The sequence below is a fragment of the Undibacterium sp. Di24W genome (assembly GCF_049340325.1).
GTDB lineage: Bacteria > Pseudomonadota > Gammaproteobacteria > Burkholderiales > Burkholderiaceae_D > Undibacterium.
On the sequence record NZ_JBMPOP010000013.1, the window covers coordinates 17731 to 34384 of the forward strand.

Annotated in this window: 15 protein-coding genes; 8 read left to right on the forward strand and 7 right to left on the reverse strand. The window is 45.3% G+C overall.

Annotated elements, in window-relative coordinates; genetic code table 11:
• The first annotated feature begins 185 nt into the window (after window positions 1–185).
• From ACO0KZ_RS20055 to ACO0KZ_RS20090, 8 genes are all read left to right on the forward strand, one after another.
• Complete coding sequence (locus ACO0KZ_RS20055) at window positions 186–1232, forward strand: KpsF/GutQ family sugar-phosphate isomerase (protein WP_422998523.1); 1047 nt, start codon at window positions 186–188, stop codon at window positions 1230–1232.
• Window positions 1232–1786 (forward strand): KdsC family phosphatase, encoded by a 555-nt coding sequence (locus tag ACO0KZ_RS20060; RefSeq protein WP_422998525.1) that lies wholly within the window; start codon window positions 1232–1234, stop codon window positions 1784–1786. The genes ACO0KZ_RS20055 and ACO0KZ_RS20060 overlap by 1 nt, the downstream gene beginning before the upstream one ends.
• Window positions 1776–2426, forward strand: a complete 651-nt coding sequence (gene lptC / locus ACO0KZ_RS20065; protein ID WP_422998527.1) for an LPS export ABC transporter periplasmic protein LptC — start codon at window positions 1776–1778, stop codon at window positions 2424–2426. The genes ACO0KZ_RS20060 and lptC overlap by 11 nt, the downstream gene beginning before the upstream one ends.
• Window positions 2427–2487: 61 nt before the next feature.
• Window positions 2488–3075, forward strand: a complete 588-nt coding sequence (lptA, locus tag ACO0KZ_RS20070; RefSeq protein ID WP_422998529.1) for a lipopolysaccharide transport periplasmic protein LptA — start codon at window positions 2488–2490, stop codon at window positions 3073–3075.
• A complete protein-coding gene (gene lptB / locus ACO0KZ_RS20075; RefSeq protein ID WP_422998531.1) occupies window positions 3072–3818 on the forward strand; it encodes an LPS export ABC transporter ATP-binding protein in 747 nt (248 codons plus the stop codon). The genes lptA and lptB overlap by 4 nt, the downstream gene beginning before the upstream one ends.
• Before the next feature lie 15 nt (window positions 3819–3833).
• Entirely contained in the window at window positions 3834–5321 is a 1488-nt protein-coding gene (locus ACO0KZ_RS20080; RefSeq protein WP_422998533.1) for an RNA polymerase factor sigma-54, read from the forward strand.
• A gap of 128 nt (window positions 5322–5449) precedes the next feature.
• A complete protein-coding gene (gene hpf, locus ACO0KZ_RS20085) occupies window positions 5450–5803 on the forward strand; it encodes a ribosome hibernation-promoting factor, HPF/YfiA family (RefSeq protein ID WP_422998535.1) in 354 nt (117 codons plus the stop codon).
• Window positions 5804–5976: 173 nt separating this feature from the next.
• A complete protein-coding gene (locus ACO0KZ_RS20090; RefSeq protein ID WP_422998537.1) occupies window positions 5977–7068 on the forward strand; it encodes an enoyl-CoA hydratase/isomerase family protein in 1092 nt (363 codons plus the stop codon).
• A 76-nt stretch (window positions 7069–7144) separates the two neighbouring features.
• Here ACO0KZ_RS20090 and ACO0KZ_RS20095 read toward each other — a convergent pair whose 3' ends face one another.
• From ACO0KZ_RS20095 to ACO0KZ_RS20125, 7 genes are all read right to left on the reverse strand, one after another.
• Window positions 7145–7837 (reverse strand): DUF4197 domain-containing protein, encoded by a 693-nt coding sequence (locus ACO0KZ_RS20095; RefSeq protein ID WP_422998539.1) that lies wholly within the window; start codon window positions 7835–7837, stop codon window positions 7145–7147.
• Between the two features lie 79 nt (window positions 7838–7916).
• Window positions 7917–9068 (reverse strand): deoxyguanosinetriphosphate triphosphohydrolase, encoded by a 1152-nt coding sequence (locus ACO0KZ_RS20100; RefSeq protein ID WP_422998541.1) that lies wholly within the window; start codon window positions 9066–9068, stop codon window positions 7917–7919.
• 27 nt (window positions 9069–9095) lie between these two features.
• Window positions 9096–10793, reverse strand: coding sequence for a bifunctional shikimate kinase/3-dehydroquinate synthase AroKB (aroKB, locus tag ACO0KZ_RS20105; protein ID WP_422998543.1), 1698 nt, complete (start codon window positions 10791–10793; stop codon window positions 9096–9098).
• A gap of 84 nt (window positions 10794–10877) precedes the next feature.
• Window positions 10878–13256 carry a beta strand repeat-containing protein gene (locus tag ACO0KZ_RS20110; protein WP_422998545.1) on the reverse strand — a complete coding sequence of 793 codons (2379 nt, stop codon included), beginning with the start codon at window positions 13254–13256 and terminating at the stop codon, window positions 10878–10880.
• A gap of 74 nt (window positions 13257–13330) precedes the next feature.
• Complete coding sequence (gene pilQ, locus ACO0KZ_RS20115) at window positions 13331–15448, reverse strand: type IV pilus secretin PilQ (protein WP_422998547.1); 2118 nt, start codon at window positions 15446–15448, stop codon at window positions 13331–13333.
• Window positions 15449–15480: 32 nt separating this feature from the next.
• On the reverse strand, window positions 15481–16014 hold the full coding sequence (locus ACO0KZ_RS20120; RefSeq protein ID WP_422998549.1) for a pilus assembly protein PilP: 534 nt from the start codon (window positions 16012–16014) through the stop codon (window positions 15481–15483).
• Window positions 16011–16589, reverse strand: a complete 579-nt coding sequence (locus ACO0KZ_RS20125; RefSeq protein ID WP_422998551.1) for a type 4a pilus biogenesis protein PilO — start codon at window positions 16587–16589, stop codon at window positions 16011–16013. Before ACO0KZ_RS20125 ends, ACO0KZ_RS20120 begins: the two co-directional genes overlap by 4 nt.
• Window positions 16590–16654: the final 65 nt, after the last annotated feature.

Here is a 16654-nt window from a genome sequence, read left to right on the forward strand (position 1 = left end):
AAATCGTATTCGCAAAAGTATCCTTGATTACATTTTAATTTACAAGCTTGGCAATTCTTTCTGTAACAACAAAAGCAAATTCAAGCATTTACCCAACACATTTTTGAAGAATTGTTTGATTTGGAGTGAATCATTTTAACTCTGGCAGAGTTCTTGCTTGTTCGTATTTGGTTTATACTCTGAATATGAGCACACTAATTACTCCATCCCCAACTCCTTTCTCTAGCGCATCTGACGCGACTTCGGAGCAAACCACGAGCCATGCGTTGCAATTAGCATGCGAGACGCTACAAATTGAAGCAGATGCCATCTTAAATCTCAAACAACGATTGGCAGGCAGCGACGCCCACAGTTTTTGTGCCGCGCTGTCCATGCTTTTGCATTGCCATGGTCGAGTTGTCGTGTCTGGAATAGGTAAATCGGGCCATATCGCGCGAAAAATTGCGGCGACATTTGCTTCAACTGGAAGCCCATCGTTCTTTGTCCATCCCGCTGAAGCGGCACATGGTGATCTTGGGATGGTGACGGCACAAGATGTTTTTATTGCGATTTCTTATTCTGGCGAAGCGGGCGAACTCATTGCGATCCTGCCGATTCTAAAGCGACTTGGCGTCAAGCTGATCGCATTTACAGGCAATCCTGAGTCCACCTTAGCCAAATTGGCAGATATCCATTTAAGTGTGCACGTAGAAAAAGAAGCCTGCCCGCTCAACCTCGCGCCGACCGCCAGCACAACGGTCACTTTGGCTTTGGGTGATGCCTTGGCGGTGGCGGTATTAGATGCGCGAGGTTTTAAGGAAGAAGATTTTGCGCGTTCCCATCCAGGTGGTGCCTTAGGTCGGCGTTTACTCACGCATGTCAGAGACATTATGCGAACGGGTGCAGCCATTCCACAAGTCACACCGGATACCAAACTTACCAGTGCCCTGCTGGAAATTACGCAAAAAGGCATGGCAATGACTGCGATCGTCGATAAGGACAATCGAATTGTTGGCGTATTTACTGACGGTGATCTGCGCCGCATGATGGAAAAGCAAAGTAACTTCTCTGACCTTATTATTGCTGACGTGATGGCAAAGAATCCACGCACCGTGCGCCCAGAACAATTAGCGGTCGAAGCAGTAGAAGTGATGGAGACGCATCGTATTAATCAATTGCTGGTAGCGGACGCAGAAGGCAAATTGGTAGGTGCCTTACATATCCACGACCTGACTCGCGCCAAGGTGATTTAATGAGTGAAATCACCTTCTCCACAGCACAAAACAAAGCTGCACAACTACGCTTGATGATATTTGATGTTGACGGGATTCTGACCGATGGTAGTTTGCATTTTGGCCCCGAGGGCGAGATGATGAAGACCTTCAATGTATTGGATGGTCAAGGCATTAAATTGTTACAACAAGCAGGTATTGCAACGGCGATTATCAGTGCCCGGAAATCCGCCATTGTCGCTAAGCGCGCAGCGGATCTGGGGATTAGCCATGTAATGCAAGGCATACATGATAAGAAATCGGCGTTTCTAACACTGACGCAAGATTTAGGTATCACTCACGCACATTGCGGCTTTATTGGTGACGATGTGATTGATCTACCTATACTATTGCGCGTGGGCTTTGCTGCCAGCGTTCCAAATGGACATCAAGAGGTGCGGACTCGGGTTGACTACATCACTCAGGCAAGCGGCGGACGTGGCGCTGCACGCGAAGTATGTGATTTTATTCTGAAAGCGCAAAACAAATATGAAGCTGCATTAGCTCCCTTTTTGGATGTGAACAATGACGGCTGATCGTATCCGCGTTTGGCTAGGAGTAGCTCTGCTTGGTCTATTGATGCTAGGTAGCTTTTGGGCCTATGAGGTCATGCGTCGAAATAGTGAAGAGCGCGCAAACGGCTCAAAGGTGCGTAGCGAGCCGGACTACTTTGTAGAAGATTTTAATTTTGTGCGCTTATCACAATCAGGTAATACGAATTATCGCGTCACAGGTGAGAAACTCACACACTTTCCGCAAGAAGATGAATTCGAAATTCTGCATCCACGAATTGTAAGTATTGATGAAGAGAAGACGCCTATGCTAATTCGTGCAGATCGTGCCATCGTAAAACAGAAAGTCAAAGAATCCGCTAACGCGAAACCAGAAGATCAAATTCACATGATTAACAATGTGGTCATTGAAAGAGCAAAAAGCGCGCGAACTGCCGCGATCATCATGGAAACAAGTTCTTTAATTCTTTACCCCGATAGCGAGAAAATGAAAACAGATGCACGGGTCAAAATGACGACATTAAGAGCAACGATTAGTGCCTATGGCATGGAAGCGAACAACGCCGACCAGAAAGTGCGTTTCTTGAAGAACGTACATATTGAAATTGACAATAAGATTGAAAACAGGATTGAAAATAAGGTAGTGAACAAGGTGGGGAAATAACGGGGCTTTAAAAAAAGCCGCACACTTAGTTACTATGAAATCAATGGCAAAGGATCAAAAAATGCATTTTGCAATCAACTCCACCACACGTTTTTTAACGCTTGCTGGTGGCGCACTATTACTCACGACTACACTGGCTCAGCTCGCTCATGCTGAAAAAGCAGATAGCCAAAAAAAGACCTTAATAAACGCAGAGCATACGGTCTACGACGGTAAAACTGGTACCAAAACATTGGCGGGTAATGTCGAGCTGACACGCGGTACTTTGTTGATCAAAGCAGAAAATGCCGTAGAAACCGAAACAGCAGATGGTGGCATGGTGATCTTAACTGGCAGGCCAGGTAGCCAAGTGTTTTTCCGTCAGAAGCGCGATGGTGGTAGCGACTTGTGGATAGAAGGTTCAGCGGATCGCGTTGAGTATGACAAGAAGACTGAAGTTGTTAAGTTTATTGCGAAAGCCAATGTCCGCTACTTAAGCCAACAAAAAATGACACAAGAACAGAATGGCGAATTCTTGTCTTACGATAGCATTAACGACGTATTTACTGCAACTAACTCTACTTCAGGCAAACGCATCCCTGGTGGTGGTCGTGTGACTATTACTTCCGAACCTAAGCAAGCAAAAACAGAAGTTAAACAAGAAAAATGACTACCAGTACTCTCGTAATTCAAGGCCTGCAAAAACGCTATGGCATGCGCCAGGTAGTTCGTGACGTCTCGCTTCAAGTCAAAAGTGGTGAAGTCGTCGGATTGTTAGGACCGAACGGTGCTGGCAAGACAACGTCCTTCTATATGATCGTTGGCTTGGTGCCATCCGATGCAGGCAAAATTGATATCGACGGCACCGACATTTCTCATTTGCCTATCCATCAAAGAGCACGTTTGGGTCTATCTTATTTGCCGCAAGAAGCATCGGTATTTCGTAAGCTTTCGGTAGAAGATAATGTACGCGCAGTGCTAGAGCTGCAACATGACAAGGATGGCAAAGCGCTTTCCAAAAAAGAAATTGAACAGCGATTAAATACGCTATTGGAAGAGCTGCAAATTGATGGCTTGCGAGAAAGCCCAGCACGCGCTTTATCCGGAGGTGAACGACGCCGCGTAGAAATCGCACGCGCCCTCGCCACCAATCCACGTTTTGTATTACTGGATGAACCCTTCGCGGGCGTAGACCCTATTGCTGTGATTGAGATTCAACGAATCGTTCGCTTTTTAAAAGAACGCGATATCGGCGTATTGATCACGGATCACAATGTACGTGAAACCTTGGGTATTTGTGATCACGCCTACATCATCAATCAAGGCTCGGTATTGGCGAGTGGACGCCCTGACGAAATCATCACCAATGAGACGGTACGTCGAGTCTACTTGGGTGAACATTTCCGCATGTAAGCGATTGGCATAACCATGAAGCAGAGCTTACAGCTACGCACCTCGCAACATTTGGCATTGACGCCGCAATTGCAGCAATCAATACGTTTGCTGCAATTGTCCACCTTGGAATTACATCAAGAGCTAGAAGTGTTGTTGACGGAAAATCCCTTACTGGAACGCGTCGACGATGCACTGGACAATGCAGTTCGTTTACTGGCGGATGGCTGCATCAACAATGCAAGCCAGCAAAGCGAAAGCGAATTTCAAAATACAGAAAAAGCACCCGACAACGGCAGCAGCACGGAAGCCGTCCCAGAACAAGTCGCCGACTGTGAAGCAGCAACCGCCAACAATGACGACTGGAGCTTCGATGATGCACCTGGCAGCGGCTCTAAATCCAACAACGACGAGGAAGATGGTCGCCCGCAATTAGAGGCCGCACAAACCACCTTAAGAGAACATTTGTTAGAACAAATGCGTCTGAACATCAGAGAGCCACGTGACCGAGCACTGATCGAATTAATCATCGATGCCATCGACGAGAATGGTTATTTGTGCGAGAGCCTGGATGAAATCTATGAAAGCCTTCCTATTGACCTTTGCGTCGAGTTAGAGGAATTACGGTTTGCCTTAACCATGCTGCAAAGCTTCGAACCCGAAGGCGTAGGTGCACGCAATACCGCTGAATGTTTAGCACTGCAAATCAAGCGTTTCCCTAAGATACCCTTTGTGACGCGTCGTTTAGCACTGCAAATCGTCGAGCAATATTTGCCCTTGTTTGCCCAACGCGACTTCACCAAGTTACGCAAATTCCTACAGTGTGATGACGAAGATTTACGTGAAGCACAAGTTGTCATCCGTCAATGTAATCCCAAGCCTGGCTTAGCATTTGCGATTGCAAAATCTGACTACGTGGTACCTGACGTTGTAGTCAAGAAAATTGGCGACGAGTGGCAAGTGATGCTGAACCGCGATGTGATGCCTCGCCTGCGCATCAACCAAATGTATGCAGGCTTAATGAAACAGCAACGCGGTGATCCTTGCCTGAATCCGCAGCTACAAGAAGCGCGCTGGCTTATCAAAAATATGCGGCAACGTTTTGACACTATTTTGCGCGTCGCGCAAGCCATAGTGGAAAGGCAATATAATTTTTTCACGCATGGTGCTGTCGCAATGAGACCCCTTGTTTTGCGCGAAATAGCTGATACACTGGGATTACACGAGAGCACTATTTCGCGTGTAACAACTCAAAAATTTATGCTGACACCGCACGGCATGTTTGAGTTGAAATATTTTTTCGGTAGTCACGTCGCAACGGAAACCGGTGGTGAAGCATCTTCCACAGCGATACGGGCTCTGATCAAACAATTAATAGGAGAAGAAGACCAGAAAAAACCCCTCTCGGATAGCAAGATCGCCGACATATTGGGAGAACAAGGCATGGTCATCGCGCGCCGTACTGTTGCAAAGTACCGTGAGGCTCTGAAAATTCCCCCTGTCGGTCTAAGGAAATCTTTATAAACCAGTTCTTGAAATATTGTTTTCTATCGTTATATATGATTTAGCTCAAAACAAATTTCTGCCAATGAGCGATCGTAATGACTGGCAACTTAGAAGCAAATAAAACAATATCACCATAGGAGCGTAGTATGAATCTCACCATCAGTGGACACCACGTCGAAGTTACTCCTGCAATTCGTGAATATGTACAAAGCAAGCTAGAGCGGGTAAGACGACACTTCGATCAAGTCATTGATATCGCCGTCATCCTGACGGTTGATAAGCTCCGGGAAAAGGACAAACGCCACAAAGCTGACATTAATTTACACCTTAGCGGTAAAGATATACATGTAGAAAGTCTGGCGCACGATTTGTATGCTGCCATCGACACCTTAATTGACAAACTCGATCGTCAGGTCATCAAACACAAGGATAAAATTCAAGACCATCAACATGATGCGATCAAACATATTCCTGACCCTGCCTCTACACAATTAGATTAATTTAGAATACTGAATCATCAATTCGATGATCCCTAGGACGCTTTTTAGCGTCCTTTTTTATGTCCATTGAAACGTGAAGAAAAACTATTACAGTTACATTGCAAGCCATTTTTTCCATCTATGTCTGATGCCCTAAGGTAGAATTCTCATATGACAATTTTCGACAGATAAAAATGAGCTCCCACGTCCTGACAGAAATCCACAATCATGTTGGCATCATCACTTTAGATCGCCCCAAAGCACTAAATTCCTTGTCCTTAGAAATGGTTCGTGGACTAACCGCCACTTTACGCGCTTGGCATAACGACCCCGAAATTCATGCTGTATTCATTCACAGTAGTAGCGAGAAAGCTTTTTGTGCTGGTGGCGATATTCGTTTCTTCTACGATGTTGGCACATTAACGCCTAAGGGTGACAGCGCACTACTCGAAGATTTTTTCACCGAAGAATATGCACTGAATCATTTAATTCATTTCTATCCAAAACCCTATATCGCTTTGATGAACGGCGTAGTCATGGGCGGTGGCATGGGTATCGCACAATCAGGTACAGCCAGTCGTTTGCGCATCGTCACTGAACGTACCAAAATGGCGATGCCAGAGGTAAATATTGGATTATTTCCCGACGTGGGCGGCGGTTACTTTCTCAATCAAACGCCGGGAGAGATTGGTACGTATTTAGGACTCACTGGGGAAATAATTCAGGCTGCCGATGCGATCTATGCCAATTTAGCCGATGTCTATATTCCGACCGTACAAATTCCAGCTTTAATGGATTTAATTAAGCACAACACAGAAGCAGATTTACGTGTTGCGATTCGTCGTTTCTCCGCGCAATTTGAGCATGAAATAGCGCATGCTCAATGTCAACTTGCAAATGATCGAACGAAGATCGACCAACATTTCACTGGTAATAATTTACACAATATTTGCGCCACACTTGCCAGCGACGAAACAGAATTTGCAGAAAAAACACTGGCTATTATGAACAAACGTTCACCGCTATTGATGGCGGTTACTTTAGAACAATTACGACGCTGCAAATCAAAGTCCGTTGCTGATTGCTTGCGTCTAGAACGCACTATGGTACGTCATTGTTTCAAACATGGTGAGGTACTGGAGGGTGTGCGAGCCTTGGTGGTAGACAAAGACAATTCGCCATTATGGTCGCCACCAACTATTGCCGAAGTTAAGCAAGAAATGATCGCCCAATTTTTTGTCGAAGTATGGCCAAGCTACGCCCATCCATTGGCGCATTTGCCGTAAAAGAGTACCAATTTTTCGACGAAAAAAAGCCGAAAGATGTACGAACATCTTTCGGCTTTTTTAAATGCTTGACAAATTATTTCAGCAAGCCAAATACTTTACCAATAATCTTACTGCCAGCAGCCAAAGGATCTTGGCGTATCGCTTTTTCTTCTTCCGCTATCATCGTATAGAGTGCATCAACCGCACGGTTGCTGACATAGGATTCTACGGTCGCTTCTTTCTCTGGCACCGCACCTAATTTTTGAGCTTTGCCCATAACGGCATTGTACTTGGTCGACAATCCTACTTTATCGGTCACATTTTTAACCAAAGGTAAAAATTTAGCACTTAAAGACACCGAGGTTTTTTCACGGAAAAAATTCGTTACCGACGTATCACCACCACTCAAAATATTTTTTGCATCGGTGACCGACATGCTCTTTACTGCATCCATCAACAAGGGTTTTGCCATAGGAACGGCAGATTCCGCTGCACGATTCATGGCAACGACTAGTTCATCTAGCTGCTTACTTTGTCCACTTAACTTCAACAAAGGACGAGCTTTTTCTAGCATTGATGGAAGCGGGATTTTTACTTTGTCGTTCCCTAAAAAACCATCAGCGACGCCGAGCTTTTGTAGGGCTGCATTCGCACCCGTTTCCAATGCGGCCTTTAAACCAGCATTCGCATCTTGGTTGCTAAGCTTACTCAAATCTGCAGCTTGTGCTTGTAAAGTTACGCACGCCACGACGATCACGCTCGCACTATGTTTTATCCACGTTTTCATTTTATGTCCTTACAATTAATCAACTTGTATCTTTAAGTACTAACAAGAATTCTCACGTTATATAGTCGAAAACCTAGCGTCAAACTTCTTCTATCAAAAATAAACGTTTATGTTCACGAATCGCAAAACGATCCGTCATTCCCGCGATATAGTCGGCTATGCGACGCGCTTGCAGAAACGTTGTTTGCTCATTATCTGACGAGACTTGTACACGATAATCAGGCGGCACTAAATTAGTCTGAGCCATCATCACTTCAAACAATTCCCGTACTGTATTTTTGGCTTTATGACTCATACGATTCACCAAATAATGCCGATATAGGTGCTCGTATAAAAACTGTTTCAGCGACTTGGCGTCTTGATAGGTAGCATCTGAAAACGCCATCATGGCGGGCAGTGCACGCACATCATCAATAGACTTCGGTGTTGCCTCACGAATACGTCGTAGTGCGGTTTGGGTTAGGTCACTAATCAACATATTGATCATGCGTCGTATCGTCTCTGAAATAGCACGCCGACCGCCTATACCAGGATATGTATCATCAACTTCACGACGAAAACGGGCGTAGCAATCGACTTCCATCAACTGCACTTCAGTCAGCAAACCAGAGCGCAGGCCATCATCAATATCGTGATTATTGTAGGCAATCTCGTCTGCCAGATTGGTGAGCTGTGCTTCAAGGCTCGGTTGCGTCTTATTAATGAAGCGTTGACCCAATTCCCCCAGCTCTCTGGCATTATTTAGCGAGCAATGCTTGAGTATGCCTTCGCGCGCTTCGAATGTTAAATTCAGACCTTCGAAGCTGGCGTAACGCTCTTCTAATGTATCGACGACTCGCAGACTTTGTAGGTTATGTTCAAAGCCCCCATAGTCTTTCATGCAGGCATTCAAAGCATCCTGCCCGGCGTGGCCAAAAGGTGTGTGACCTAAATCGTGCGCTAAAGAAATCGCTTCCACCAGATCTTCATTCAAACGCAAATTTCTAGCGATAGAACGCGCGATTTGGGCGACTTCAATACTATGTGTTAGACGTGTACGAAACAGGTCGCCCTCATGGTTAACGAAGACCTGTGTCTTATATTCAAGGCGACGAAACGCCGCACTATGAATAATGCGGTCTCTATCGCGTTGAAATTCGGATCGAGTGCCAGGACTAGGTTCTATGAAACGCCGCCCTTTAGTTTGCGCAGATTGTGCAGCGTAAGGGGCTAGATGCGTATCGGTGAACATACTATCCTCGGTGATTTTATGCAGACATCAGGTAGACAAAATACAGGCGCTAAGTGTTGCCAACAATGTGGCTTGTGGAACTTGCGTGATGATACTCTGCCCCAATGGTTTAAGCAGAATGAATTTGATTTGACCGCCTTCATTTTTCTTATCAACTTCCATCAGGTCCACCCATACTTGCTCACCCAAATCAGGTGCAATTGTCGGCAATCCTGCAGTCTCGACCAATTTACTAATGCGTACCTTACTCACATAGTCGAGATAACCAAGCCGATAGGACAAGTCGGCCGCCATGACCATACCACAACCGACTGCCTCGCCGTGCAACCATTTGCCATAACCAAGTCCAGACTCAATCGCATGTCCGAAGGTATGTCCAAAATTCAAAATAGCACGCAAGCCACCTTCGCGCTCATCCTGGCGAACAACATTGGCTTTAATTTCGCAGGAGCGCAACACCGCATAAGCCAATGCTGCAGGATCTTTGGCTCGTAGCTTTTCGATATTTGCTTCTATCCAATCGAAGAACGCTAGGTCGATAATCGCGCCGTGTTTAATCACTTCGGCCAAACCAGCGGATAGCTCGCGATCAGGTAAGGTATTTAAGCTACACGTATCTGCGATCACAGCTTGCGGCTGATAGAAAGCACCTATCATATTTTTGCCGAGCGGGTGATTGATACCTGTCTTACCACCGACCGAAGAATCAACCTGTGCCAGCAAGGTTGTCGGGATCTGTACAAAAGGAATGCCGCGCATGTAGGCCGAAGCAGCGAAGCCCGTCATATCGCCAATCACGCCACCACCCAATGCTAACAAAGTGGTTTTACGGTCACATTTTTTCGCCAACAATCCGTCAAACACCAGCATCAAGCTTTCCCAGGTTTTATGTTCTTCCCCGTCGGGAAGTACGATAGCCTCAACCTGTTTTCCGAGCAGACTTAGTTGTTTTTTCAAGGAGTCTAAATAGAGGGGCGCGACCACGGTATTGGTCACAATCACCACGCGATGCCCCTTAATTCGCTCTTGCAACAAGCTGGAATTCGAAAGGAGATTTTGACCTACGGTAATCGGATAAGCACGCTCGCCTAAATCCACGTTCAAGGTTTGTGCTTGCGCTGATTCAAATTCCATATTTGACTTTGTTTTGGCTGTCGGATGAAGCTGTTTTGCTACTTGCTGCGTCACGTCATCTGGGCTGGCAGATGCGAGCGATTCCGCGGGCATTTTTTCAATAATCGTCTGCACCAAGGTCTGTAATTGTGGCTGCCCAGTCTCAATGACCATATGTGCCACCTCTCGATACAAGGGATCGCGTTGCTGCTCAAGCTCTTCTAATTTTTTACGGGGATCTGCGGTACGTAACAACGGTCGTTTTTTGTCATGCCGGGTTCTATGCAAAATACTGCTGATACCGGCTTTCAAGTAAACCACCGTTCCACGTGTATGAAGAAGGGCACGACTTTGAGGATTAAGAATCGCACCGCCACCTGTGGCCAGCACGATGCCATCTTGTTGGCAAAGGTCACGAATCACATCAGCCTCGCGCTGACGGAAACTAGCCTCGCCTTCAATTTCGAAAATCACTGAGATAGCGACGCCAGTACGCGCCTCTATCTCATGATCAGAATCCACAAATCGCTTATTAAGTTTTTTTGCGAGGGCTCTGCCAACCGTTGTTTTGCCAGAGCCCATCAGACCTACTAAAAATATATTTTCTTTCACAAAGGACTTTACCGCCAAATTAAACTTTAAAAAACCGCCGAATCAAGATGGCGCGGCCATTGTTGCTAGTTCTACATTTCCACGCTATGGACAACCAGCAGGAATGTTGACAATAGTCATTACACTGGTAGCGGAATTATTTAATGCGTCTTTCACCGTCAAGGTAACGACTGTGTCCGCAGCAACACACCGATTCCCTTGTGTACCTGTACTCACGTTGACAGTACGTCCAGTAAAAGTTAATGGGTTAGTCGCATCAGGACTGGTTCCGCTGACTGCAGACAGCAATGGAGTATCCGTAAATACTTGGAAAGGACCATTTCCGCCGGAGATTACAAGCGGTATGGTGGCACCATTCGTTTCATTGATACTCCATGCGGCAGGCGTGAATCTCAAGACCTGAGGAATTGTCGCCGCAATCGTTATATTAATCGTCTGTGACAATCCATTTGCATCTGCGACCACCACTTGGGTTTTACCCGCCTTTGCAGAAAATACAGTGATGGTACCCGCACTAGCAAGTACAGAACCGGACGTTATGCTGGCGATGGCATTGTTTGTCGAAATGACGGAATAAGGTGCGGTTCCTCCATCAACACGGAAGTAAAGGACGTCGCCTGGATAACTATCTGTTGCTATTGGAGAAACGATCAATGTTGGACTAGTTGCACCCAAAACATTTGTCGTCACGGTCAGTTTCGCTCCGACATTATCGAATAAGGACAGTGTTGCAGTTCCTGGCCCCACGCCTGTAACGGTTAATACCGAGCCTGTCACGGATACCGTAGCGACCTTGACGTCAGAACTGGTCGCCACATAAGGAGAACTCCCGCCACCTAACAAGAAAGTTGGTGAGGCGCCCGTTGCTAAATTAAACGTCGATGGGGCACTAGTATAAAACTGAACCGCAACGCCACCTGTTCCAACAGTCACAACAATCGTTACTGGAGTGCCCAAAGCGTCTTTAACCACGATATTTGCGGTTCCAGGTGCAACGCCAGTAATTGTGAGAGTACCGCCCGCAATTGTCGGATTTGCAATCGCTAAATTACTACTAGCCGCCGTGTATGGACCTGTACCGCCAGCCACGAGATAAGAAGGGGATGCGCCGGTCGCAATATTCAATGTCCCTGGTGCAGAAACATAAAATGGATTGTTAACACCGCCGTTACCTACATTCACAACGAGACTTATTACTGTTCCGTTCGCGTCTCTGAGCAGGACATTGGCGATACCGCCAGTTACCCCCGAAATCACGAGGTTAGAGCCTGACACTGAAGTTGTAACCAAAGAGGCATTGCTGCTGGTTGCTGTGTAAGGCGCGGTTCCTCCACCGAGGACATATGCACCAGTTCCGCTTACTGGTATCGTAATCGTTCTTGGCGCTGTAGTATAAAAATCAACAATCGAACCTACCACAACATCAAATGTGACCGTCTTACCAACTCCATCCTTGACAGTAATGGTCGTGACACCATTGGCAACACCACGAACGATAAATTTGTTTTCGTTAATACCGACTGTAGCAACTTGAGGATTTCCACTCACAATCGAATAAACTTGATTGCCGCCGGAAATTGTAAATTCGGGGCTAGAAACACCAATTGCGACACGTATTTGCGCAGGCGCAGTTGTAAATAAATCAAGATTAGAGCCGACTACAACTTTTATTTCAACCACACCATTCGTAGCATCTCTAACTACGATTGTTGAATTACCAGCTGTTTTTCCTGTGATGGTCAGTTTATCCCCAGTAATCGATACAGTTGCCACTGAAACATTGCTACTTGCGACACTGTAAGAACCATTTCCACCGCCCACTGTATAAACAGAAGCAGCACCAATGGCGACATTCACATCACTAGCGGCCGTTGTGAAAAGACTAAGACCAGTACCAATCGTCACTTCGATTTTTTTTGTTATCCCACCAGAATCAGCAACAACAACTGTCGTCTTACCAGCGGAAACACCGGTTAAATAGAATTGGTTACCGTTTTGAGTGACCGTAACCACTTGCCTGTTTCCACTGGATGCCTGATAGATTCCAGAGCCACCACCAGCAGAAAAGGTTGAACTTGTTAGCCCAATACCTAACGTCAGCGTTTCTGGCGCTGTGATAAAGAAATCTGTACCCGTGCCAGCAATTACATCTATTTTGACAAAAGCTCCTGCTGCGTCAGTGACTGTCACTGTTGCGCTTCCACTTCCGACACCAGTAATCGTTAATGTCGTTCCTTTAATACTAGCGGTGATTGCACCAGTGTTACTTGTTGCCGTATAAGCAGGAATACCTCCACCAACATTATAGGTTTGTACTTGCCCTGAAACGATAGTCAACTTCTCAGCTGCCGTGGTAAACAATGCTTTCCCGCTAGTGTTACCAGCTGAACCGCCACCGCCGCCACAGGCAGATAGCAAGGCAAATGTGGTGATTGCTAGAACTGCGCGAATATACTTCATCATGGAACACCTATTAAATATAAATTGAAACAAGGGACCAACCTACTTAGCCCGCAAACTAAGTGCTGTCCTATGGTTTACTGATTTGCGAAACTACCTGTTAACTGAACTTTTGGCGTAATAAAAATCAACAATTCGGTTTTATTATTTGTCTTGCCGCTCGTCTTGAAAAGATTCCCAAACAGCGGGATATCACCTAGGAAAGGTATCTTGGTAACGTCATTACGCTCCTCTTGCGTATAAATACCACCCAGCACGACAGTCCCACCATTTTCAACTAATACATTGGTTTTGACTTGTTTAGTGTTAATTACTGGGCCACCGCGAGTCTCCTCTCCACGGCTGTCTTTGTGGACATCCACAGCCAAAATAATCGTACCGTCGGGCGTAATCTGTGGCGTAACATCGAGACTCAAAGTCGCCTTTCTAAAGAAAATCGAAGTCGCACCGCTAAAGGTAGACACTTGATAGGGAATTTCTTGACCTTGCTCAATGTGTGCTGGTGTTTGGTCTGCTGTTACTACACGAGGACTAGAAATAATCTTACCTTCACCATCCGCTTCTAATGCGGACAACTCTAAATTGAGGAAACGATTTGCGGCAGCAGAAAACAAACTCACTGCAAAACTGCCTGCATCCAAACCGCCAAGACCCGCTGCCGGCAAATTAATAAATTGGGTATTAGGTACAAAGCTTTTCTCAGTCACTTTCGCCTGCCCAGTTTGTTCGCCTACACCTAAATAATTTCCCGTAATGGCAGCTCTCTGATTGCCAGACACACCGAAACCAACGTCACCGCCTCTAAATCCACGCATATCTGCAAAACCGAGTTTAGCACCAAGATTTTTACTAAATTTATTGTCTGCTTCAACGATTCGAGCTTCAATGACAACTTGTTTAGTTGCAACGTCTATTTTCTGGATCAACTTGCGAATTTCTTCCAGCTTAGAATTGACATCCGTGATGAACAACTGATTGGTTCTGGGTTCAGGTGATGCACTGCCACGCTTTGACAGCATACGATTTGCTGGTGTTTCACCGAGAAATAACTTTTGTAGATTTTCTGCTTTTTGATACTTCAATTGAAAGGCCTCTGTTTTTAGAGGCTCAAGCTCGGCGATTTGTGCTTTGCGTTCTAATTCAAGTTTTTCTTTGGTCTGCAGTTCTTCTTTAGGCCCAATTAAAATCACATTGCCATTTTTTCGCATATCCAAATCTTTGATCTGCATGACAATTTCCAACGCTTGATCCCACGGTGTATCAATCAAACGTAAAGTCAAGTTGCCGACTACAGAATCCGTCGCAATGATGTTGACGCCGCCTTGCTCAGCAATAATTTGCAGAGCTGCACGTACATCCACATCTTGGAAGTTCATACCGAAACGCTCGCCTTTGTACCCCTGAGTTCCTTGGGTCAACTTATTTGGGTCTTCTTTAATAGGCTTAACCTCTATCACCAATTGCGTATCGCTTTGATACACGCTATGTTCCCACAAACCTTTAGGCTCAATCGTCATACGGACGTTTTCACCTTTTCGTTCTGTGCTAACTTTCTGGATCGGAGACCCATAATCGGACACATCTAAATTGCGCTTTAGAATTTCAGGCAAATTCACATTAAATAAATCAACAACAATTTTTTGGCCTTGCAGTTTCGGATCAACTGCAATTTGATTGCTGGGCAGATCAATTATCACGCGACCTTCACCAGCGACACCACGACGAAAATCGATATCACGAATACTTTGTTTACCCACAGACTGCGCAGCTTTGTCAACGACAGGCAATCCGACAGAATTCACTGGTGTTGCCAATCCTCCTGAGCCATCAATAGTAACAATTAATGAATTGCCTTCAACCAAAGTTGCATAGTTTAAAGATCTATTTAAGTTAAATACCAAGCGTGAACGTCCGGGCACTTCGATCAAATTGAGGTTGCGAACTTCACCTAATCCAATATCAATCGCTGTTTTTCCTGTCGCATTGCTGGTATTTGCAAAGTCCAGAGAAATACGCGCAGGATTAGCAATAGAGAATGCAATTGGATTTTTTTCAATTGGCTTTTTGAGATTAATTTTGACGACCACATTAGCACCTTGTTGATTGGCGGTAATGGAATCAATTGAGTTATCATTTTGAGCAAACACGGATTGACAAATCAATGCCAGACCCAGAAAAAGAAACTTAATGCGCATGGCGCTCCTCGTGCTTTTATTTATCAATGCGTTCATCTTTTCGCCTCTTGCAATTCTAAGCTTGCTTTTCGTTCAGTCCATTCACCTGTCGCATCCTGGACCGTCTCGACTATATCTATCTTGGTGTCAGTAATACTTACAATTTTACCAAAATTTTGTCCTATATAAGCGCCCAAGGTGGCTGGAAAAACGGCCTTACCGACTTGTATCAAGGCCTGAAATGCCTTGCGATTATCAAAAGTACCAACCATCTTCATAGCTTCTAATGGATATCCCTCTAAGGCTTCTTTAGGGCGATCAAAATTCGGTTTCAGTCCATTATCATTCGCAGCCTTCAATCGGGCAAACACCACCATTAACTTACTGGCATCAAACGGGTCAATCAGACCTCCTTGCTCATATGAAACTGGAACAAATAATTTTGGTTCCGGCACGGGCTTGACCCTTACTTGCGTCTCTTTCTTTACTTGATCCATCCAAACCTTCAACTCACCAACACCATTATCGCCGCAAGCGGTCAATACCAATAGCATCAAAAAAGAGCTAAGCGCTTTAATCAATCTCATTTCTTCGCTCCTTTCTCTTTTTCTTTTTTCTTCAATTCCTGCTGAGTCGAAACTTCATCTGGATCTAAATAGCGATAGGTCTTGGCAATGCCATCAAGCACAATTCCAGGTTTCTTAGCATCTTTACTCACTGAGAAAGTCAGATTATTTAAAGTAGTAATACGCGGCAATTTTGCAATATCGCTAACAAATCGTCCTAATTCGTTATAATTAGCAATCATTTGAATATCAATCGGTAGTTCCGCATAGTAATCTTTCACGACAACAGTACCTGGTTTAAACAAATCAAAACTAAGCCCACGCCCATTAGCAGCTGAGTTGATATCATCAAGCAAGGCTCCCATTTCGGCACTGCTTGGCAACTGTTTTTCCATACGCAAAACATATTGATCAACCAGCTTTTTCTGTTCCTTTAGTGCTTCCAGACTTATAGACTGCTGCAATTTTGCCTTGTAAGTATCTTTGAGCTTCTGCTCTTCCTGTTGTCCACGATCAATGGCTTCAATTTGCGGGTCCCAATAAAAAAACCACCCTCCCACAAGTACCAACAACAACAGAGCACCTGCTGCCATCATGCGCGGCGCGGTTGGCCACAATCCGGGATGCAAGCCATTGAGGTCGCGAAACTGCGATTCTATAG